General features: G+C 60.1%; 14 protein-coding genes. 4 read left to right on the top strand and 10 right to left on the bottom strand.

Features of this window, described 5'->3' with window-relative positions:
- Positions 1-28: 28 nt before the first annotated feature.
- The 4 genes from guaA (at position 29) to tadA (ending at position 6556) form a co-directional block, all read left to right on the top strand.
- Positions 29-1606 (top strand): glutamine-hydrolyzing GMP synthase, encoded by a 1578-nt coding sequence (gene guaA / locus ACSFE6_RS16755; RefSeq protein WP_435428669.1) that lies wholly within the window; start codon positions 29-31, stop codon positions 1604-1606.
- Positions 1607-1805: 199 nt separating this feature from the next.
- Positions 1806-4514 carry an AAA domain-containing protein gene (locus ACSFE6_RS16750; protein ID WP_435428694.1) on the top strand — a complete coding sequence of 903 codons (2709 nt, stop codon included), beginning with the start codon at positions 1806-1808 and terminating at the stop codon, positions 4512-4514.
- 168 nt (positions 4515-4682) lie between these two features.
- A complete protein-coding gene (locus ACSFE6_RS16745; protein WP_435428668.1) occupies positions 4683-6059 on the top strand; it encodes a multicopper oxidase family protein in 1377 nt (458 codons plus the stop codon).
- Complete coding sequence (gene tadA, locus ACSFE6_RS16740; protein WP_435428667.1) at positions 6059-6556, top strand: tRNA adenosine(34) deaminase TadA; 498 nt, start codon at positions 6059-6061, stop codon at positions 6554-6556. Before ACSFE6_RS16745 ends, tadA begins: the two co-directional genes overlap by 1 nt.
- 134 nt (positions 6557-6690) lie before the next feature.
- Here tadA and cmoB read toward each other — a convergent pair whose 3' ends face one another.
- The 10 genes from cmoB to ACSFE6_RS16690 all read right to left on the bottom strand — a co-directional run bounded on the left by cmoB (position 6691) and on the right by ACSFE6_RS16690 (position 19895).
- A complete protein-coding gene (gene cmoB / locus ACSFE6_RS16735; protein WP_435428666.1) occupies positions 6691-7647 on the bottom strand; it encodes a tRNA 5-methoxyuridine(34)/uridine 5-oxyacetic acid(34) synthase CmoB in 957 nt (318 codons plus the stop codon).
- Positions 7644-8387 carry a carboxy-S-adenosyl-L-methionine synthase CmoA gene (gene cmoA, locus ACSFE6_RS16730; protein WP_435428665.1) on the bottom strand — a complete coding sequence of 248 codons (744 nt, stop codon included), beginning with the start codon at positions 8385-8387 and terminating at the stop codon, positions 7644-7646. Before cmoA ends, cmoB begins: the two co-directional genes overlap by 4 nt.
- 188 nt (positions 8388-8575) lie before the next feature.
- Complete coding sequence (locus ACSFE6_RS16725) at positions 8576-9211, bottom strand: lysoplasmalogenase (protein ID WP_435428664.1); 636 nt, start codon at positions 9209-9211, stop codon at positions 8576-8578.
- Positions 9212-9213: 2 nt separating this feature from the next.
- Positions 9214-9612, bottom strand: a complete 399-nt coding sequence (locus tag ACSFE6_RS16720) for a protease inhibitor I42 family protein (protein WP_435428663.1) — start codon at positions 9610-9612, stop codon at positions 9214-9216.
- Positions 9613-9829: 217 nt separating this feature from the next.
- Positions 9830-12247: an endopeptidase La gene (gene lon, locus ACSFE6_RS16715; RefSeq protein ID WP_435428662.1), complete on the bottom strand. Its 2418-nt coding sequence runs from the start codon at positions 12245-12247 to the stop codon at positions 9830-9832.
- Positions 12248-12407: 160 nt separating this feature from the next.
- Complete coding sequence (gene mvaD, locus ACSFE6_RS16710) at positions 12408-13409, bottom strand: diphosphomevalonate decarboxylase (protein ID WP_435428661.1); 1002 nt, start codon at positions 13407-13409, stop codon at positions 12408-12410.
- Positions 13406-14422, bottom strand: a complete 1017-nt coding sequence (locus tag ACSFE6_RS16705; RefSeq protein ID WP_435428660.1) for a mevalonate kinase family protein — start codon at positions 14420-14422, stop codon at positions 13406-13408. Before ACSFE6_RS16705 ends, mvaD begins: the two co-directional genes overlap by 4 nt.
- A 45-nt stretch (positions 14423-14467) precedes the next feature.
- The gene (locus ACSFE6_RS16700; RefSeq protein WP_435428659.1) at positions 14468-15697 is read right to left on the bottom strand and encodes a hydroxymethylglutaryl-CoA reductase; all 1230 of its coding nucleotides are present in this window, start codon (positions 15695-15697) and stop codon (positions 14468-14470) included.
- A gap of 184 nt (positions 15698-15881) precedes the next feature.
- Entirely contained in the window at positions 15882-18290 is a 2409-nt protein-coding gene (locus ACSFE6_RS16695; protein WP_435428658.1) for a glucose/quinate/shikimate family membrane-bound PQQ-dependent dehydrogenase, read from the bottom strand.
- Between the two features lie 222 nt (positions 18291-18512).
- Positions 18513-19895 (bottom strand): carbohydrate porin, encoded by a 1383-nt coding sequence (locus ACSFE6_RS16690; protein WP_435428657.1) that lies wholly within the window; start codon positions 19893-19895, stop codon positions 18513-18515.
- Between the last annotated feature and the right edge of the window lie 272 nt (positions 19896-20167).

The following is a 20167-nucleotide window of genomic DNA, read 5'->3' as shown; positions in this document are numbered from 1 at the left end:
TTCTGAATGACTTAGACGAGACTGAATCATGGCCCTCGATATTCACGCTCACCGCATCCTGATCCTCGACTTCGGTTCCCAATACACCCAACTGATTGCCCGCCGCGTGCGTGAAATCGGTGTGTACTGCGAACTGCACCCGTTCGACATGGATGACGAAGCGATTCGCGAATTCGCACCGAAGGGGATCATCCTCGCCGGCGGCCCCGAGTCCGTGCACGTAGCCGACAGCCCACGCGCACCACAAGCCGTCTGGGACCTGGGCGTACCGGTGTTCGGTATCTGCTACGGCATGCAGACCATGGCCGAGCAACTGGGCGGCAAGGTAGAAGGCTCCGAACTGCGTGAGTTCGGCTATGCCCGCGTCGACGTAGTCGGCAAGAGCCGCCTGCTTGACGGTATCGAAGACCACATCGACGCCGATGGCCTGTTCGGCCTCGACGTATGGATGAGCCATGGTGACAAGGTCACCAAAATGCCAGGCGACTTCCACATCCTGGCCAGCACCCCGAGCTGCCCGATCGCCGGCATGTTCAACGACGAGCGCGCTTACTACGGTGTGCAGTTCCACCCGGAAGTGACCCACACCAAGCAGGGCGGTCGCATCCTGTCGCGTTTCGTGCTCGACATCTGTGGTTGCGACGCGTTGTGGACACCGTCGCAGATTGCCGAAGACGCCATCGCCAACATCCGTGCCCAGGTCGGCACCGACAACGTGCTGCTGGGTCTGTCCGGTGGTGTCGATTCCTCGGTGGTTGCCGCGCTGCTGCACAAGGCCATTGGTGATCAGCTGACCTGTGTGTTCGTCGACAACGGCCTGCTGCGTCTGCACGAAGGCGAGCAAGTGATGGCCATGTTCGCCGAGAACATGGGCGTCAAGGTGATCCGCGCCAACGCCGAAGAGCAGTTCCTCAACAACCTGGCCGGCGAATCCGACCCGGAGAAGAAGCGTAAGATCATCGGTCGTACATTCATCGACGTGTTCGATGCCGAATCCTGCAAGCTGGAAAACATCAAGTACCTGGCTCAGGGCACCATCTACCCGGACGTGATCGAGTCGGCTGGCGCCAAAAGCGGCAAGGCTCACGTGATCAAGTCGCACCACAACGTGGGTGGCCTGCCGGAAGAAATGAACCTGAAACTGGTCGAGCCGCTGCGCGAACTGTTCAAGGATGAAGTCCGTCGTCTGGGTCTGGAACTGGGCCTGCCGTACGACATGGTCTACCGTCACCCGTTCCCGGGGCCGGGCCTGGGCGTGCGCATCCTCGGCGAAGTGAAGAAGGAGTACGCCGACCTGTTGCGTCGCGCCGACCACATCTTCATCGAAGAACTGCGCAAGGCCGACTGGTACCACAAGGTCAGCCAGGCGTTCGTAGTGTTCCAGCCGGTGAAATCAGTAGGCGTGGTCGGCGATGGCCGTCGTTACGCCTGGGTCGTGGCCCTGCGTGCCGTGGAAACCATCGACTTCATGACCGCGCGTTGGGCACACCTGCCTTACGAACTGCTGGAAACCGTTTCCGGCCGCATCATCAATGAAATCGAAGGCATCTCCCGCGTCACTTACGACGTGTCGAGCAAGCCGCCGGCGACCATTGAGTGGGAATGAGTTAAACAACAAGGGCGCTGTGAGGCGCCCTTGTTGCATCTGCAGGAAACGTTTAAATCTGTTTGTTCGATGCACGCACTGGACGCTGGTGCGTGGATGAAGAGGGGGGCAAAATCAATTCAAATTCGCCGAATCGCTGAATTCGGGTTTCGAAAACATGGATGTGGACCGGCTTGGAACAAGCCTGCGTAAGGGGCATATGGTTTCTATCTACGTGCGCGGTGAAGACAAGACCAAGCAGATCAGCAGCTGGACAATTAGGCGTGTCAGTAGCGGTGATTTTTTGCTGAGTTGCCGTGATCTGTCGGGTAAGAGTACTTCTTATCCGCTCGATGACTGCAAAGTCGATCCTACCCAAGAGGTGAGAGACCAGCTTCTGCGCAAAAAGGGTAGCTCAGTATCAAGCCCCATTGAGATGGCTGCGATTTACGGCGAGAAATATGCCGTCGTTCAGTATCCAGCAAGCACGGCACGTTATCTGTTCAAGATGGACACTATCGAATTCGTCACTCCGACAAGGATGAAGGACGAGCCGACATTCAACTACTTCCTTCGCGTAGCCCAAGGTCGGGTCGAACAAGCCGTGGAGTCCACGGACAAGGTGATTGCTGAAAATGTACTGCGCCAGCTAAGCGCAGTACCGTCGTGCGCGGATACCGCACTGCATGCCTACTGCACCGCGCAGAACGCACGGCGGGAACAAACCGGTGACTTCATCTTTCCTTTCGGAATCAATGAAAGCCAACTCCAGGCCGTCGAGCAGGCCTTCGCCTCGCAGATCTGTCTGATCGAAGGGCCGCCCGGTACCGGTAAGACACAGACCATTTTGAACATCATCGCCAACATCCTGTTGCGTGAGAAAAACGTGGCAGTGGTCTCTAACAACAATTCTGCCGTCGCGAATGTCTGTGAAAAGCTGGGCAAGTCCGGGTTGGATTATCTTGTTGCCAGCTTGGGCAGCACAGAGAACCGAGAGGCATTCTTTGACAATTCGCGGCCTTGTCCTTCGACGGGTCCTGAAGCCGCACCTTCGATGGAGCGCATTCAGGTCGTCCTGCAACAGCTCAAGGGTTTTCTGAGTGCCCGGAACGAAGTGGCGCAGTTGCAGATTGAAATCGACGAACTGGAGGTGGAACGGCGCTATTTGCGCCAATGGCAGCAGGACAACGGGGTGCATATACCCGACCTGGGCAAGTACAAGCTCATCCCGCAAAAAATAGCGGACTTGATGGCTTACCTGACACATCTTGCAGGCAACCGCGTCAGGATAAGGGACAGAATCGAGATGCTGTTCAATTTCAGGATCCTGCGCATAAAGCCATTTGCTAACCGGGAAAAGCGCACATCGGCTTTCTATGGCCTGCAACTTCACTACTATGACAAGGCACTGCAGGAAAAAAAAGCGGCGCTGGTCTCCCATCAACAAGCGTTGAAACTCGGCAACTACCAGGCATTGCTGGATGAATTGACGAGCGCTTCGATGAAGTATCTGAAGCAGCACTTGCATCAGCATGTGCAGGATTCTGAAACCTTTGACATCAAGACTTACAAGCGTAAGTTCGATTTGTTCGTGAAGCGTTATCCGATCATTTCCAGTAGCACGCACTCGATCATCAATTCGCTCGCAGGTGGCGCGGTGCTCGACTACGTGATCATCGACGAGGCCTCGCAACAGGACATCGTTCCGGGAATATTGGCGCTCGGTTGCGCGAAGAACCTGATCATCGTAGGTGATAGAAGGCAACTGGCGCATATCCCGGCAAAGCTGGACATGGCGGCGCCCAAGGATTACTACGATTGCGAGAAGTACAGCCTGCTCGATTCGTGCGTCAGTTTATTCAATGGTTCGATTCCGACGACGTTGCTCAAGGAGCACTACCGCTGCCATCCGCAGATCATTCAGTTCTGCAACCAGCAGTACTACGACAATCAACTGGTCGCGATGACGAAAGACAGCGGAGAAAAACCGTTATCGCTGTTGGTCACCGCCAAGGGCAATCACACGCGAAAGACCACCAATCTGCGGGAGCTGGATTCCCTGCTGGCGACGCTTGAAGGTGAAGGCGAAAGCACATGGGAGGGCGAGAACGGAAGGGGCTTCATCGCGCCGTTCAGAGCCCAGGCCGCGCTATCGGGCACGCTTCTGCCGGCTGATTTCGTCAATGACACCGTGCACAAATTCCAGGGGCGCGAGTGCGACGAGATCGTCTTTTCCACGGTGTTGGACAAAAAAAGCATCACGTCGAAACTCCTGACGTTCGTGGATGATCCACGCATGGTCAATGTGGCGGTATCGCGAGCCAAGCATCACTTCACCCTGGTCACGGGAGACGACGTTTTCACAGCGAACAATGGGCATATCGCGGCGCTGGTGCGCTACATCGAATACTACGCGGAGGAAGGACAGCTACTTCGTGCGCCGGTGATCTCGGCCTTCGACCTGCTCTACAAGGAATATGACCAGTCGCTCGAACGACTCAATTCCCGGTTGAGACAGGGGGACTCCAATTACAAATCCGAGCAGATCGTGGCGCAGATACTGCGTGAGGCGCTGGATCAGGAGGCATGTCGGGGGATTATGTTCCACTCGCAGATCACGCTTAATCAGTTGGCCTCGACAGCCAACGAGAGTATGACGGCGCGCGAGCGTTCATTTATGACAAACGGCGCCAGTTGCGATTTCGTTCTCTATTTCAAAGTCGGGAAAACCCCGTTGGGCGTGATAGAAGTCGACGGAGGGGAGCATGACAAGCCGGAGCAAGCGCAACGGGATGCCCTGAAAGACAGCATCCTGCGTAAGAGTGGTATAGCCTTGCTGCGCTTGCGAACCACCGATACTCGCATTGAGGAACGGGTGGCTGAATTTTTAGCTCAGTGGGCGACCAGCATTTCGAGCGAAGCTGTCTAATAGTTTGTGCCACAGGGGCGCCGTGAGGCGCCCCTTGTTGCATTTGGCGGTCGTGGTTCAGCGGATAACGCGACAACACCGCACTTAATCTTTCTCAGGTGCAGGTGTATCGTATTCGCCTTTTGCAGGCCCCGATGCCTGTCGCTGATTCGTGAGGTAGTTGAGTTCATGTCCTTTACCCGTCGCCAAATCCTCGGTGGCCTGGCCGGTCTTGTTGTCGTTGGCGTCGGAGCGGGGGGCGCGTCGCGTTACTGGCTGGGCAAACGGGCCGATGCCGAGGCGGGGCACGACTATGAACTGATTGCCGCACCGCTGGACGTCGAACTGGTAGCCGGGCACAAGACGCAAGCCTGGGCCTTCGGCCCGTCGGCGCCGGGCACCGAGCTGCGCGTGCGCCAGGGCGAATGGCTGCGGGTGCGCTTCATCAACCACCTGCCGGTGGCGACCACCATTCATTGGCATGGCATTCGCCTGCCGCTGGAAATGGACGGCGTTCCTTACGTATCGCAATTGCCGGTATTACCCGGTGAGTACTTCGATTACAAGTTCCGCGTGCCGGATGCCGGCAGCTACTGGTATCACCCGCACGTGAACAGCAGCGAGGAACTCGGCCGCGGACTGGTTGGCCCGTTGATTGTCGAAGAACGCGAGCCAACCGGTTTCAAGTATGAAAAGACCTTGAGCCTCAAGAGCTGGCATGTCGACGAGGTGGGCAATTTCGTCGAGTTCAGCATTCCCCGTGAAGCGGCCCGTGGCGGTACGGCTGGGCGCCTGGCGACGATCAATGGCGTGCCGCAAGCGATCATCGACTTGCCGGCCGGGCAGATTACCCGGGTGCGTCTGCTCAACCTCGATAACACCCTGACCTATCGCCTCAACATTCCCGGCGTCGAAGCGCAGATCTATGCGCTGGACGGCAACCCCATCGAACCACGGCCGTTGGGCAAGGAATACTGGCTAGGTCCGGGCATGCGCATTTGCCTGGCGATCAAGGCGCCGCCGGCGGGTGAAGAGTTGTCCTTGCGCAACGGGCCTGTTCGACTGGGCACGTTCCGCTCCGTGGCCAACAGCGATTCACCGGCCGAGTGGCCGCCCGCGTTGCCGGCCAATCCGGTGGCCGAGCCGGACCTGGCCAATGCCGAGAAACTCAACTTCAATTTCGAATGGGTGGGTTCGGTGTCGGTCAATGTCGATAATGGCAAGCCGCCAAGCCTGTGGCAGATCAACGGCAAGGCCTGGGACATTACCGACAAGACCTGCGCCGACCGCCCGATTGCCAAGCTCGAGAAGGGCAAGAGCTACATTTTTGAATTGAAGAACATGACTCAGTATCAGCACCCGATCCACCTGCACGGCATGAGCTTCAAGGTCATTGCCTCGAACCGGCACAAGGTCATTCCGTATTTCACCGATACCTATCTGCTGGGTAAGAACGAGCGCGCGCAAGTGGCGCTGGTGGCGGATAACCCTGGTGTGTGGATGTTCCATTGCCACGTGATCGATCACATGGAAACCGGCCTGATGGCCGCCATCGAGGTGGCGTGATGCGTCAGATACGACCTGCCGCAATCATCGACCGCAGCCGCGACCGCGATTTCATGCGTGAGGCACTGGCACTGGCCGCCCAAGGCGCCGCCCTCGGCGAAGTGCCAGTCGGTGCTGTGCTGGTGCAGGACGGCGAAATCATCGGTCGCGGCTTCAACTGCCCGATCAGTGGCAGCGACCCTAGCGCCCACGCCGAAATGGTCGCCATTCGCGCCGCCGCCCAGTCGGTGAGTAACTATCGTCTGCCTGGCAGCACGTTGTACGTGACACTGGAACCGTGCAGCATGTGCGCCGGCCTGATTGTGCATTCGCGGATTGCACGGGTGGTGTACGGTGCCCTGGAGCCCAAGGCGGGGATTGTGCAGAGCCAGGGGCAGTTCTTTACCCAGGGGTTCTTGAATCATCGGGTGTTGTATGAGGGCGGGGTGTTGGCGGAGGAGTGTGGGGCGGTGTTGAGCGACTTCTTCAAGGCCCGGCGAGCCAAGCCAGACATCTAAGAAAACAACACCAACTCTGTGGGAGCTGGCTTGCCAGCGATGGCGTCGGCACTTCAAACATCGATGCCGACTGATTCACCGCTATCGCTGGCAAGCCAGCTCCCACAGGGTTATTGGGTGTCAGGGGGATTGGGCTACTTGCGGGCGACGATGACCGCCCGCATCGGCGCCGGCAGCCCTTCAATGGTCTTGCTGTGATCCTCGGGATCGAGGAAGTCGCTCAGCGACTGATACTTCATCCACTCAGTCCCGCGCTGTTCCTCAACGGTCGTCAGGCTCACGTCGACGCATCTCACATCGGTGAATCCGGCCCGGCGCAGCCACAACTCCAGCGCTGGCACTGAAGGCAGGAACCACACGTTGCGCATCTGTGCATAACGGTCCTCCGGCACCAGCACCTGATGTTTGTCGCCTTCGACCACCAGGGTTTCGAGCACCAGTTCACCGCCCTTGACCAGGCAATCCTTCAGCGCCAGCAAGTGCTCGATCGGCGAACGACGGTGGTAGAACACACCCATCGAGAACACGGTGTCGAAACCTTCGAGGTTCGGCGGCAGGTCTTCAAAGGGAAACGGCAAGTGCCAGGCGTTCGGCTCTGAGAGGTAACGCTGCACCGCCTGGAACTGACAGAAGAACAGCCAGTTCGGATCGACACCAATCACGCTGTCCGCGCCGGCGCCGAGCATGCGCCACATGTAGTAGCCGTTGCCGCAGCCGACATCAAGGATGCGTTTGCCCTTCAGATCCAGATGCGGGGAAACCCGCGACCACTTCCAGTCCGAGCGCCATTCGGTGTCGACGTGCACGCCGAACAAGTCGAACGGCCCCTTGCGCCAGGGCGACAGGCCCATCAACGCCGTGCGCATTTGTGCGCGGGTGGCATCGTCGCAATCGGTGTCCAGCTTCAGGCCGTTCAGAAGATCGACTTCGCTCGGCTGGATCTTCGGCAACGCATCCAGCGCGCTTTGCCAGCGCTCCAGGTCGCCGTGGCCCTTTTCCATCTTCTTGTCGAGTTGCACTTGCAGGGTGTTGGCCCAATCGGCCAGGGGCGTGCCTGCCAGACGGCGGGCGAGGGGGGACAGATCAATCATGGCAAGGCAATCAACGAGGCAAAGTTAAGACACTGGAACCACGGCACGACTTTCGAGAACCCGGCGGCCAACAGGCGCTCGCGGTGTTCTTCGAGGCTGTCGGGCTTCATGACGTTTTCAATGGCGCTGCGCTTCTGGGCGATTTCCAGTTCGCTATAGCCATTGGCGCGCTTGAAGGCGATGTGCAGGTCGGTGAGCAGCGCGTGCTCCTGCTCGTCTTCAAAGCGCAGTTTTTCCGAAAGGATTAGCGCTCCACCTGGCAGCAAGGATTGGCGGATGCGACCGAGCAGCGCAAGACGCTGGTCCGGGGCAATGAACTGCAGAGTGAAGTTCAGCGCCACCACCGAGGCGGGCTGGAAGTCGAGTGCGAGGATGTCGCCCTCGATCACCTCGACGGGCAACAACTCTTGAAACATCGAATCCTGACCATTGAGGTACTCGCGGCAGCGCTCGACCATAGCCGCGGAGTTATCCACCGCGATGACGCGGCAACCCTCCGTGCGCACATGACGGCGCAGGGCCTGGGTCACGGCACCCAGGGACGCGCCGAGATCGTAGAGCACGCTGCCCGGCTGGGCGAACTGGGCGGCGAGCACGCCGAGGTTTTCCACGATGGTCGGATACCCCGGTACCGAGCGCTTGATCATGTCCGGGAACACCCGCACCACGTCCTCGTTAAAGGCGAAGTCAGGCACCTGGGCCAATGGCTGGGCGAAAAGGCGATCGGATTCTTTGCTCACGGCGGTTCCGGCGGTGTCGATGAAAAGGCCGGCATTTTAGCCAAGTTGGCGCGGGGATGCGCGGGTTGTCTGATAAAGCGGTGGGCACGCCCTGATATCGTCGCCGCCGGTGATATCGCTTTCGCGAGCAGGCTCGCTCCCACAGGGGTTGTGCTGTTCCTGTGGGAGCGAGCCTGCTCGCGAAGAATTCAGTGCGGTTTCTGGGCGAACGCCGAAGCAGTGATGCCCCACTGCCCCAACCAATAGCTGAGGATGATCACGTAAGGCGCGGCATCGAACGGCACCACAAAACGGCTGATACCAATCACGCTGTCCGAGAACACAAACGCCACCGCGCCTGCCGCCGCCAGCATTGCCGAGCGCTTGGGCACGTCGGTACCGAGTCGTGCCAGTGCTCGCCAGAGCATTGCGCTGATGGCCAAGCCATAGACGATGACCGGGACCAGCAACGGTCCCAGACCGTGGGCGATCAGAATCCCCAGGAGAACAGCACCCACACTCAGGGCGATGATCAGCGGCAATACCGCCAGCCGCCGGCAATCGCTCAAATACGCTTTCAGATAGGCCAGGTGCGCCACCAGAAACGCCCCAAGACCAAACACGAACAAATCCCCCGGCCACGCCAGCAGCACGTCCCCGATCAGGGAGAAGATCAAGCCGAGGCTGATCCAGCGTCGATAGTCGCCCGGTGGCGCGTCGTGCAGCCAGCCGAGCAGAGCCAGGACGGGCATCGGTTTGACCAGCAGGCACAGCAGCGAGGCGTGCACGCTCAGGCCATAGATAAAGGTCACCGCGCCCATCAGCGCCAGAATCAGCCAACCCACGGTCAGTTAACCGAGATCGCGCAGTCGAAGGATTCCACCGGCAGCACTTCCGGCGCCCAAGGCTGTTGCGAGGTCAGGCGTAAACGTCCGGTGCCGGGGGCGAATGCCTGGAAACGCCAGGTCGACACACCAGCAGCGCCGACGACGCCGGCGTCTTCCGGGTTGCGATAAACCTCGGGTCCCAACGACCGTAATACACCACCGGCCGAATCCTGAATGGCCCAGCGGTAGCCCGTGGTCGGGTTGCTCGGCAGGGTCAGGATCAGGTTTTGTCCATTAGTAAGCTTTACCGGACATTCGCTTTGTTTTTCCACGGTCACGTTGTGTTTCGGTTGCGTGGCGCAAGCGGCCAGCAGCGCGAGCGCGAGGGCGAGGGGGACGAACAGGCGGGTGGGGGACATAGGGTCAGTGGCTCCGGCGTTTACGACGAACGGCGAGCATAACCGAGATGAGACAAAATGTGACAGGGGCCGGGAAATGGCGGTGTGAGTGCCGACGCCATCGCGAGCAGGCTCGCTCCCACAGGGTTTTGCGGTGGGCACAAAATGTGTGGACACCACCAACCACTGTGGGAGCGAGCCTGCTCGCGAAAGCTATCGCACAAGCACTACATGTACATCAGAACAACACCTTCGCCACATCCGCAAACCGCTTGGCAAAGTGCACGGTAATGCCTTCCTTCAGATACTCCGGCAACTCCTCGAAATTCCCGCGATTGGCTTCCGGCAGAATCAACTCGAACAGTTTCTGCCGCCGCGCCGCAATCACCTTCTCGCGCACGCCGCCAATGGGCAGTACATGCCCGGTCAACGTCAGCTCGCCAGTCATGGCCACGCCTTTTTTCGGCGGCTGGTTGCGGGCGAGCGAGAGCAGGGCGCTGGCCATGGTCACGCCGGCGCTCGGGCCGTCCTTCGGTGTTGCGCCTTCCGGTACGTGCAGGTGCACGAAGGCTTCGTCGAAGAACTTCGGATCGCCGCCGAACGACTTCAAATGGGAACTGACGTAGCTGTAGGCGATTTCCGCGGACTCCTTCATCACGTCACCCAATTGCCCGGTCAGCTTGAAACCGCGGTTCAACGTATGAATACGTGTCGCTTCGATCGGCAGGGTAGCGCCGCCCATGCTGGTCCAGGCCAAACCGGTGATCACGCCAGTGCCGGACAGCACCTGCTCGTTGCGGAACACCGGGTGGCCGAGGGAGGCTTCCAGGTCTTTCGGGCCGAGCTTGATGACCGCGTTGGGGTCGTCGATCAGCTTCATCACCGCCTTGCGCACCAGTTTGCCCATTTGTTTTTCCAACTGCCGAACGCCAGCTTCACGGGCATAGCCGTCGATCAGGGCTTTCAATGCGTTGTCGCTGATGGACAGACTGCTCTTGGAAACCCCGGCTTTTTCCAACAATTTGGGCCACAGATGACGCTTGGCGATGGCGACTTTTTCCTCGGTGATGTAACCCGACAGGCGAATCACTTCCATCCGGTCCAGCAACGGGCCCGGGATCGAATCCAGGGTGTTGGCGGTGCAGACGAACAGCACTTTCGACAGGTCCATCCGCAGATCGAGATAGTGGTCGAGGAATTCGACGTTCTGTTCCGGATCCAGGGTTTCCAGCAGCGCCGAGGCCGGGTCGCCCTGGTAGCTCTGGCCCATCTTGTCGATCTCGTCGAGCATGATCACCGGGTTCATCACTTCGACGTCTTTCAACGCCTGCACCAGTTTGCCCGGCTGTGCGCCGATGTAGGTGCGGCGGTGGCCCTTGATCTCGGCCTCGTCGCGCATGCCGCCAAGACTGAAGCGGTAGAACGGCCGGCCGAGGGATTCGGCGATGGATTTGCCGACACTGGTCTTGCCCACGCCCGGCGGGCCCACCAGCAGCACGATGGAGCCGCTGATCTCGCCCTTGTAGGCGCCGACCGCGAGGAATTCGAGAATGCGATCCTTGATGTCGTCGAGGCCGGCGTGGTGCTTATCCAGCACTTTTCGCGCGTGCTTGAGGTCGAGCTTGTCCTCGCCGTACACGCCCCACGGCACCGAAGTGGCCCAGTCGATGTAGTTGCGGGTCACCGCATACTCTGGCGAGCCTGTTTCAAGGATCGACAGCTTGTTCATTTCTTCTTCGAGGCGTTTCTGCACCTGCGCCGGCAGGACTTTACCCACCAGCCGTTGTTCGAACTGTTCGAGGTCGGCGCTGCGGTCGTCCTTCGTAAGACCAAGCTCCTGCTGGATGACCTTGAGTTGTTCCTTGAGGAAGAACTCGCGCTGATGCTCTCCGATCTTGCGGTTCACCTCGGCGGAGATTTCCTTTTGCAGGCGCGCGACTTCGACTTCCTTGCGCAGCATCGGCAGGACTTTTTCCATGCGCTTGAGCATCGGCACGCAGTCGAGTACTTCCTGCAACTCATTGCCGGTGGCCGAGGTGAGGGCGGCGGCAAAGTCGGTCAGTGGCGACGGATCATTGGGGCTGAAACGATTGAGATAATTCTTCAACTCCTCGCTGTACAGCGGGTTGAGTGGCAGCAATTCCTTGATCGCATTGATCAGCGCCATGCCGTAGGCCTTGACCTCGTCGGTCGGTTCGGTGGGCTGGTGCGGGTATTCGACTTCCACCAGGTACGGCGGACGATGGTGCTTGAGCCAGGTCTTGAGGCGAACGCGGGTCAGGCCCTGGGCGACGAATTGCAGTTTGCCGTTTTCGCGGCTGGCGTGGTGCACCTTGACCAGCGTGCCGTACAGCGGCAGGGCCGAGGTGTCGAAATGGCGAGGATCTTCCTGGGGCGTGTCCATGTAGAACAGGGCAAGGGAGTGGTGCTCGGACTTGGCCACCAGGTCCAGGGTTTCCGCCCACGGCTCTTCATTGACGATGACCGGCAGCACCTGGGCCGGGAAGAACGGACGGTTGTGGATCGGGATGATGTAGACCTTGTCCGGCAGGTTCTGGCCGGGCAGGGCCAGGCCTTTACCGTCAGTGTGGCGAGGGGCGTTTTCCGGATCGGCGTATTCGCTCGGGTCTTCGGGGAATTCCTGCTGGTCGCTCATTTGGGCACCTGCGCAATGGGTATGGGTCTTAGATGGGGCAGGTTGGCGGTGGTTTCAACGGTCACTTTCTGCGAGTCGATGTTTCGAAAGTGTGTTCAGCAGGGATTCAGGTTAGCTGGAATTTGGCGGGGGCTCGCTCACAAGCTGCCCCGGTAGTCGCTTAAAACAGATGACGTTCCAACTGACGGGGACCGTCGCCCGCCTGATCGAAGATCCAGCGAACGACGCCGGGCAGCGAACTCAGCGCGGCGAAAACCGCCGACCGATGCTGCGCCGTACACAGCACGTGGACATTGGGGCCTGCATCCATCGTGGCACACACTTGCAGCCCTTCGCTGCGCAGTTGGCGTACCCGCTCCAGAAGTGCCAGTGTTGCCGGTTGCCAGTAGAACACCGGTGGCCGGGAGGTCATGGCGATCATGTGCAGTTCAATGCTTTCGCGCTCCACGGCGTCGGCCAGTGCATCAAAGTCCCGATTGAGGATGGCCATGCGCACGGTATTCAGACGTTCAGGAAGCAGCTCAAGACGGGTTTGGTAGAAAGGGCTGCTGGCGGCCAGGTGATGACCCTGGCGAGAGCTGATTTTCTTGTGCCTGGCGTCGATCACGGCGATCAGGTCATGCAGGGGCCAGTGCTGCGCGGGGGCAAATTGTTGTGCCGGCCCGTCAAGCTGTCCGGCATCGCCAGGCCACTGAACGTATCCGCCAAACACTGAGCGCACGGCGGAGCCGGAGCCGGACAGGCGGGCCAGTTCGCTGACACGTTGGGCGTCGAACGCCTGATCGCAATGCAGGGCAAAAGCCATGGCCAGGGCACTGAAACCCGCTGCCGACGAGGCGATTCCGGCGCCGGTCGGGAAGCTGTTACTGGTGGCGATCCGCAAGGGTTGCCAGTGATCGAAGTGCTGGCGTAATTGCCCCAGGTGATAGTCGATACCAAAGCGCAACGAGGCGTTGGCTGGGACCAGTTTGCCGTCCCGGGTTCTCCACAGGATCTCATCGGTGGCGCCACCGGGCAGCGGTGCGATTGTGCAGAGACTGACACATTGGCTCAGGGTCATGGACAGCGAGGCATTGTTAGGCAGCGTCCGTTGTTCATCGCTCATGCCCCAGTATTTGATCAAGGCGATATTGCTGGGCGATGAGACGCTGATCCGGTTCACTGTTCGCTGACCTCCAGGCCGCTGACCCCCAGTGTTGTGTCGATCCTTTGGTAGCGCTCCAGTGCCGGCAGCGCCGGTGCGCCCATTACCAGCAGCGCACCGGCGCTTTCTCCGGAAAGCGCTCCGGCCCCACAGACCTTTGCCGCGCCGCCGGCCTTTTCGATGGCGCGTATCACCTCGGCGACCGCTGTCGGCACTACGCCGAGCTGTTCCAGATCGGCTTCATAATCGCGCAACACCGCCTTGAGTGTTTCAGGCATCGGGCGCGTTTGCTGTAACAGCGAACTGAAACGCTCCGTGTTGCGACACATACTGGCGAGCAGCGGATTGTCATTGCCTGCCAATCTGTGCCGGGTGGCGGCGATGACTTGCCCGGTGCTCTCGCGGGCGGCGCCGGTGTGATAGATCTGCAAGCCGTGCAGCGCGCCCAGGCTTTCGGCAGGCCATGGCGTCAGGCTGAAACCACCTTCCCCGTCCGATCGCCGCTCGACCACCGAGCCGAGCAAACTGGTGTTGTGGTCGATGCCGGAGGGCTGGCCGTGTGCATAGCGCTCAATGATTTGCGCCAGGGATGGCACCGGATTGTCCATCGCTCGCAGTCTGAACAGCCGCAGCAGCGCCGCCACCAGCGTCACCGCCAAAGCGCCGGAGCTGCCGAACCCGGCATCGGCAGGAATCTGCGATCGCACCCGCAGGGAAAAACCGCGCCAGTCCTGCGGCGCCAGCCTGAGCAGGATCTCTCCGATGGCGCATTTGACCAGATGATCAGAGTCCTGGCCTTTGACTTCGGCAAAGGTCCTGGCGGTCGGATCGGTCATGTAGCGCTTCCACGCCTGGCGCACTTGCAAGGTGTAATCGGCCAGTTGCAGTGGATCGTAAATCCGTTGGATCGCAAGGTCAGGTAATTTCAATTCAATCTGTCCGTCGCGACGCGGATGTACCCAGACCTTGCAATACAGCCCGACGGAACTGGCGATCACCGGGCAACCTTGTAGCACGGCATGTTCGCCCATAAGTATGATCTTGCCCGGGGCGCAGGCTTGAATGGCAATCATCCTTTAACGACCCAATTTGACATGGGCATCGACCAGTTGATGAGAAGCCTGCGCCGCCATGATGGACAGCTCGCCTGCCAATACCAGGGCGCCGAGTATTTCCGCCAGGCGATGTGTGTCCGCCCCCGGTTTTTTTTTGCCGGGCACAATGCCCATCAACGCCAGGGCTTCGGATTGCGTGTCCAGGCCCGTGCCACCGCCGACCGTGCCCAGGGGCGTGTCTGGCAATAGAACCGAGGCGTAGAGGGCGCCATGCTCGCGGGCTTCGATGCAGGTGATGCCGATGGCGCTTTCGGCGACCTGGGCAACGTCCTGGCCGGTGGCGATGAAAAACGCGGCGAGAATGTTGGCATGGTGGGCATTGCACCCGATCGCCCCGGCCATGGCCGAGCCCAGCAGGTTTTTCCGGTACTGCAGCTCACACAGGGCCGTTGCATCGGTTTTGAGAATGTCGCGCAAGATATCGGCGCTCAGGTGTGCTTCGGCATAAATACGTTTGCCGCGACCGTTGAGAAAGTTGACCAGCGCCGGCTTTTTATCGATGCAGTAATTACCGGAAATGCTGACACATCGCACACCTGTCGCCGGACTGATCAATTGGCTGACCGCACGGTCGCAGGCGATGCTTGCCATGTTCATGCCCATCGCATCGTCGCAGTGAAAGCGAAAGCGCAGGTAGATCGAGGTGCCGACCACGGCCGGCTCGATATCCTGTAACCACAAATGAGCGCTGTCTTGTTCGCACAGCTGTTTGATGGCCTCGTAATGTTCGCGAATCCAGGCCAGGAATGCCTGGGTTTGCACGATGCCGCTGGAGCAAAACACCGGTGCCCGTGTGATACCGATATCCTCGACACGAACCACCGCGCCACCGGCGGCATACAGGGCACTGCAACCGCGGGAGATGCTGGCGATCAATGCGCCTTCCGTGGTGGCCAGCGGTGCAAACACCTGCTTCGGTGGATTGATCGCTTCACCCTTGACCAGCAGCGGCCCGACAACAGCCAATGGAATCTGAGTGGCACCAATAAAGTTCTCGCATTTGGCCGGCTTCGCACTGAAGGTGTAATTGCCTATGGTGTGCAGTGAAATTCCGGTGATGCGCTGCAGGGCCTCGCGACGAATGTACGCGGCTTCATCCCGGGAAAAAGCTTTTGGCAACTGGTGCAGCTTGATTTCACCTTCGGCCAATGCTTCGATCCAGTCAGTGGCATTGCGAGTCAGCATCATCATTTGCATCTCGGTTGAACGGCGAGCGCTTGCAGCGTTCGGTTGAGGATGCGTAGAAATGAAAAAGACAGATACTGTCAAAGTTGACAGTTTCTTAGATCGATTGGCGATGAATTCTCAGGTGTTGCGCGCGCAAAAAAAGGTGGCGCCCCTTGCGAGGCACCACCATTTTTATTGCCGCTAAAGCTTACTCGGACAGTTTATACGCAATCACATAGTCACCCTGCTTGGTGCCTAGTGAGCCGTGACCGCCGGCAACGACGAGCACGTATTGCTTGTCGTCCTTGCCGGTGTAGGTCATCGGCGTGGTCTGCGCGCCGGCCGGCAGGCGACCTTCCCACAGTTGCTTGCCGTTCTTCACGTCATAGGCGCGCAGGTACTGGTCGAGGGTGCCGCTGAGGAAACCGACGCCACCGGCGGTGGTGAAGGTGCCGCCCAGGCTTGGCACACCCATGCTCAATGGAATCGGAACCGGCGAGCTGTCGCGCACGGTGCCGTTCTTGTGCATCCAGATGGTTTTTTGCGTGGTCAGGTCAATCGCGGCCACGTAGCCCCAGGCGGGTGCCTGGCACGGCAGGCCCATTGGCGACAGCAGGGGTTCGAGAACTACGCCGTATGGCGCGCCCTTGTTTGGCTGCACACCTTCGGTTTCGCTTTTACGCGGGCCTTGGGCGGCGATTTCGGCGGCAGGAATCATCTTCGATTTGAAGGCCATCCAGTCCGGGTTCACGAACGCGATCTGACGCACCGGATCGACCGAGATACCGCCCCAGTCGAAAACACCGAAGTTGCCTGGGTACACGATCGAACCTTGCAGCGATGGGGGCGTGAACGGACCGTCGTAGCGCATGGATTTGAAAGTGATCCGGCAAACGAGCTGGTCGAACGGGGTGACGCCCCACATGTCACGTTCTTTGAGCGGCGGTGGCATGAAGTTGAGGTCGGATTTCGGTTGGGTCGGCGAGGTGTGGTCGCCTTCCACCGCGCCTTGCGGCACCGGCACTTCATTGATCGGCACGATGGCCTGGCCGGTGCTGCGGTCCAGTACGTAGATGCTGCCTTGCTTGGTGGAGGCCAAAACGGCTTGCTTCACGCCGTCAGCGGTTTTCAGGTCCATCAGGGTTGGTTGGCCACCGACGTCCATGTCCCACAGGTCGTGGTGAGTGAACTGGAAGTGCCAGCGCACTTTACCGGTGGCGATGTCCAGGGCGGTCAGGCCGGCGGCGTGCAGTTCCGACTCTGGGGTGCGCGCACCGCCGAACTGGTCCGGGGTCTGGTTGCCCATCGGCAGGTAGAGCATGCCGAGTTTTTCATCGACGGCGAACATGGACCACATGTTCGGCGAGTTGCGGGTGTAGACCTTGCCCTCGGCGATCGGCGTGGTGTCGTCCGGGTTGCCGCTGTCCCAGTTCCACACCAGTTTGCCGGTGTGCACGTCGAACGCGCGGATCACGCCGCTTGGCTCGTCGGTGGAGACGTTGTCGGTGACGTGGCCGCCAATCACCACCAGGTCCTTGGTAACTGCCGGTGGCGACGTGGAGTAGTAACCGCCGGCGGTGAAGCCGCCGATGTTGGCGCGCAGGTCGACCTGGCCCTTGTCGCCGAAGTCTTCGCACATCTTGCCGGTGTCGGCGTTGAGGGCGATCAGGCGGGTGTCGGCGGTCGGCAGGAAGATCCGGCGCGGGCAGACGCTGGCCACCGGTGCGCTGGCGCTGCCGGTCGGGCTCTGTGCGGAGGCATATACGGCGTCATCGTGATAGGTCACGCCACGGCAGGTCATATGCGCCCAACCCTTGAAGTTCGCCGCATTCTGCGTGGAGAGCTTCGGATCGAAACGCCAGATTTCCTTGCCGGTGTCCGGGTCCAGGGCGATTACCTGGCTGTGTGGCGTGCACACGTAGAGCATGCCGTTGACTTTCAGCGGGGTGTTTTCGGCGGTGGTTTCGCCCGGGTCGTTCGGCCCTGGCAGGTCGCCGGTGCGGTAGGTCCAGGCGGGCACCAGTTTGTGCACGTTCTGCGGGGTGATCTGCGCCAGGGGCGAGTAACGATCGCCGTGGGCGCTGCGGCCATAGGAGTTCCAGTCACCGTCCGGCATGGCCGGTGCGGTGTTGGTCATGCCAGGCACGCTGTCGCGGTCCAGCTGACCTTTGATCTCGCCCGGGTTGGTGAACTGGCTGGCCAGTGCAGTGGCACCGGCGATGACCACGGCCACGCTCAGGGCGCCAGTGCCCAGCGGTGCAGCGCCGGCGCGCAACAGCGGACGGCGGAACCACGGCAGCAACATCACCAGGCCCAGGGCAAACAACAGCGCCAGGCGCGGCACCAGTTGCCACCAGTCGAGGCCGACTTCCCACAAGGCCCACATGGTGCTGGCGAACAGCACCAGTGCATACAGGCCCAACGCGGCACGACGAGCGGCGATCAGCAGGATGCCGGTCAGCGCCAGGCCGATACCGGCCAGCAGGTAATACAGCGAGCCGCCGAGCAGGCTCAGCTTGATCCCCCCGGCCAGCATGGCCAGGCCCATTAGCAGAAGCAGGATGCCGAGCAGGCTCGGCAGCAGACGGCTTCGACTCAAAGCACCATCAGTGCTCATAGTGTGGTTCTCCGTGACGTTTCAAGTAGTCCCGCGCAGGTTCACTGTAGATGATGATCCTTAGCGGGCGTGGTTCAGATAATTGTGGTGGGCACTGCTTTTCCCTGTAGGAGCGAGCTTGCTCGCGAAGAACCGGAGCACGCTGCGGGGTGTCAGATTTGCAGCGTCATCGTTGACGACCATCGCGAGCGAGCTCGCTCCTACAGGGGTTTTGTGTGAGTTTTAGAACGACGACTGGATCTTGATCCCGCCAATCAGCGCGTCGTCCACATCGTCCACACCACCGGGGTGGCGGATGTATTGCAGGTTCGGGCGCACGGTCAGCCAGTTCGTGACGTGCACGCCGTAATAGAGTTCGGCGCTGTATTCGGTGTCCTGGGGCGGCAGGAACGATGGATCGTCGTAGTCGAAAACCCCGTGGGCCTGATTAGTCGCCTCGGCATTCTTGCGATACGCCGGGTTGACGTGCACGCGGGCCAGGGCGAAACCGATGTCGTCCTTGGCGCGGGCGTCGAAAAGGCCTTTGTAGACGACGCCGGCCTGGACGTAGTTGTCGATGGCGTTGGTTTTCTTGTCGTGCATCGTGCCATTGGCGAACACGCTCAGACCGCGTGAATGGTCGCTGGCAATGCTGGTGATTTGTTGCTGAATGCCGAGCCACATTCCGTGCTTGCTCGAGGCACTGCGGTACGCTTCGCCGCTCAGGGCGGCGGGTTGGCCGTTGCTGTCCTTGTAGACGTCGGTGGCGTTGGCGCTGCTGTAGTAATAACCGGCGCGGTATTCGCCCGGCAGACCGTTGAGCTTCGGCGTCCACACCAGTTCCACCGGCAGGATCGCACCCTGGGTGCCGCTGCCGCTGAGCTTGAAGCCGTTGCCTCGATCGAGGTTCGACGGGTTTTGCTCATAGGCGCCGACTTGTGCGTACAGCTCAGGCGTCAGGTGATACTTGACCCGCAGCGCCCACTGGCTGACGGGCCAGTTGTACCAGATGCCACCGTCCCAGTTGCCGACCTGGGAGCCGCAGAACGCCAGGTTCTGGAAGTCGCAGGGGAAGCTGTTGAAGTCTTCGCCTTCACCAAATCGGCCGACCTTGATGTCGAGCGTCTGATCGAAGAATTTCTGCTGATACCACATCTGCGTCAGCCGCCAGGTTTGCCCGCGACCCCAGACTTCCTGGGCCGAGGTGAAACCGCCGACACGGGGATCGTTGATCCGGTCATTGCTGATGTTGTTGCCGCTGCGCTCGGTGATGGTCAGCTGAAATTCCGCATCGTCCCAGCCAAGGATCTTCTGCAAATCCAGGTGGGTACCGAAGCCAAATTGATCGCTGTAACGGGCAGTGCGGTCATGGTCATAACCACCGTGAAGATTGCTGCCCATTTCGCCGGTGTAATCGACTTTGAAGTCGTAGCCTTTTTCCGCCAGTTCGCTGCGCGTGCCGTTCCAGTCGCCGAGCATCCAGGGGGAATCACTGTCGAAGGCCGGAGCGGCCTGAACGCAGGTGGCGAGGCTGAGCACGGTGAATCCACCGATCAGGTTCAGGGATGTGCGGCAGATGGCAGGTATAGAGACAGCGCTGTCTTGCGACAATCGGAAATCAGGCATAGAGAGGAAATTCTTGATCTTTTTCTGGGGAATAAACGGAAACGAGAGGCGAAACTGGTAGCGGAAGCGTTTCAGCTAGGTGCGTGCGTAAGGATAATGTTCTGTTACAAATAGAGAAAGGACTTTTGCTGACATGCATCCTTGCGGATTTAGTAACAGTCAGCTCTTTTGTGGGGGGGGGGGGGGGGGGGGGGGGGGGGGGGGGGGGGAGAGGGGGGGGGGAGGGGGGGGGGGGGGGGAGGGGGGGGGGGGGGGGGGGGGGGGGGGGGGGG

The organism is Pseudomonas baetica, assembly GCF_051216495.1.
In the GTDB taxonomy this organism is placed as follows: Bacteria; Pseudomonadota; Gammaproteobacteria; order Pseudomonadales; family Pseudomonadaceae; genus Aquipseudomonas; species Aquipseudomonas baetica_B.
The sequence above is the reverse complement of the archived record's forward strand: the minus strand, read 5'-3'. Positions and strand labels throughout refer to the sequence as shown.

Excerpts from the sequence above, each read along its gene's own strand:
- lon (WP_435428662.1), bottom strand. The coding sequence starts at position 12,247 with ATGAGCGACCAGCAGGAATTCCCCGAAGACCCGAGCGAATACGCCGAT.
- ACSFE6_RS16695 (WP_435428658.1), bottom strand. The coding sequence starts at position 18,290 with ATGAGCACTGATGGTGCTTTGAGTCGAAGCCGTCTGCTGCCGAGCCTG.
- ACSFE6_RS16745 (WP_435428668.1), top strand. The coding sequence starts at position 4,683 with ATGTCCTTTACCCGTCGCCAAATCCTCGGTGGCCTGGCCGGTCTTGTT.
- ACSFE6_RS16750 (WP_435428694.1), top strand. The coding sequence starts at position 1,806 with ATGGTTTCTATCTACGTGCGCGGTGAAGACAAGACCAAGCAGATCAGC.
- ACSFE6_RS16720 (WP_435428663.1), bottom strand. The coding sequence starts at position 9,612 with ATGTCCCCCACCCGCCTGTTCGTCCCCCTCGCCCTCGCGCTCGCGCTG.
- ACSFE6_RS16690 (WP_435428657.1), bottom strand. The coding sequence starts at position 19,895 with ATGCCTGATTTCCGATTGTCGCAAGACAGCGCTGTCTCTATACCTGCC.
- ACSFE6_RS16700 (WP_435428659.1), bottom strand. The coding sequence starts at position 15,697 with ATGATGATGCTGACTCGCAATGCCACTGACTGGATCGAAGCATTGGCC.
- guaA (WP_435428669.1), top strand. The coding sequence starts at position 29 with ATGGCCCTCGATATTCACGCTCACCGCATCCTGATCCTCGACTTCGGT.
- ACSFE6_RS16705 (WP_435428660.1), bottom strand. The coding sequence starts at position 14,422 with ATGGGCGAACATGCCGTGCTACAAGGTTGCCCGGTGATCGCCAGTTCC.
- tadA (WP_435428667.1), top strand. The coding sequence starts at position 6,059 with ATGCGTCAGATACGACCTGCCGCAATCATCGACCGCAGCCGCGACCGC.
- cmoB (WP_435428666.1), bottom strand. The coding sequence starts at position 7,647 with ATGATTGATCTGTCCCCCCTCGCCCGCCGTCTGGCAGGCACGCCCCTG.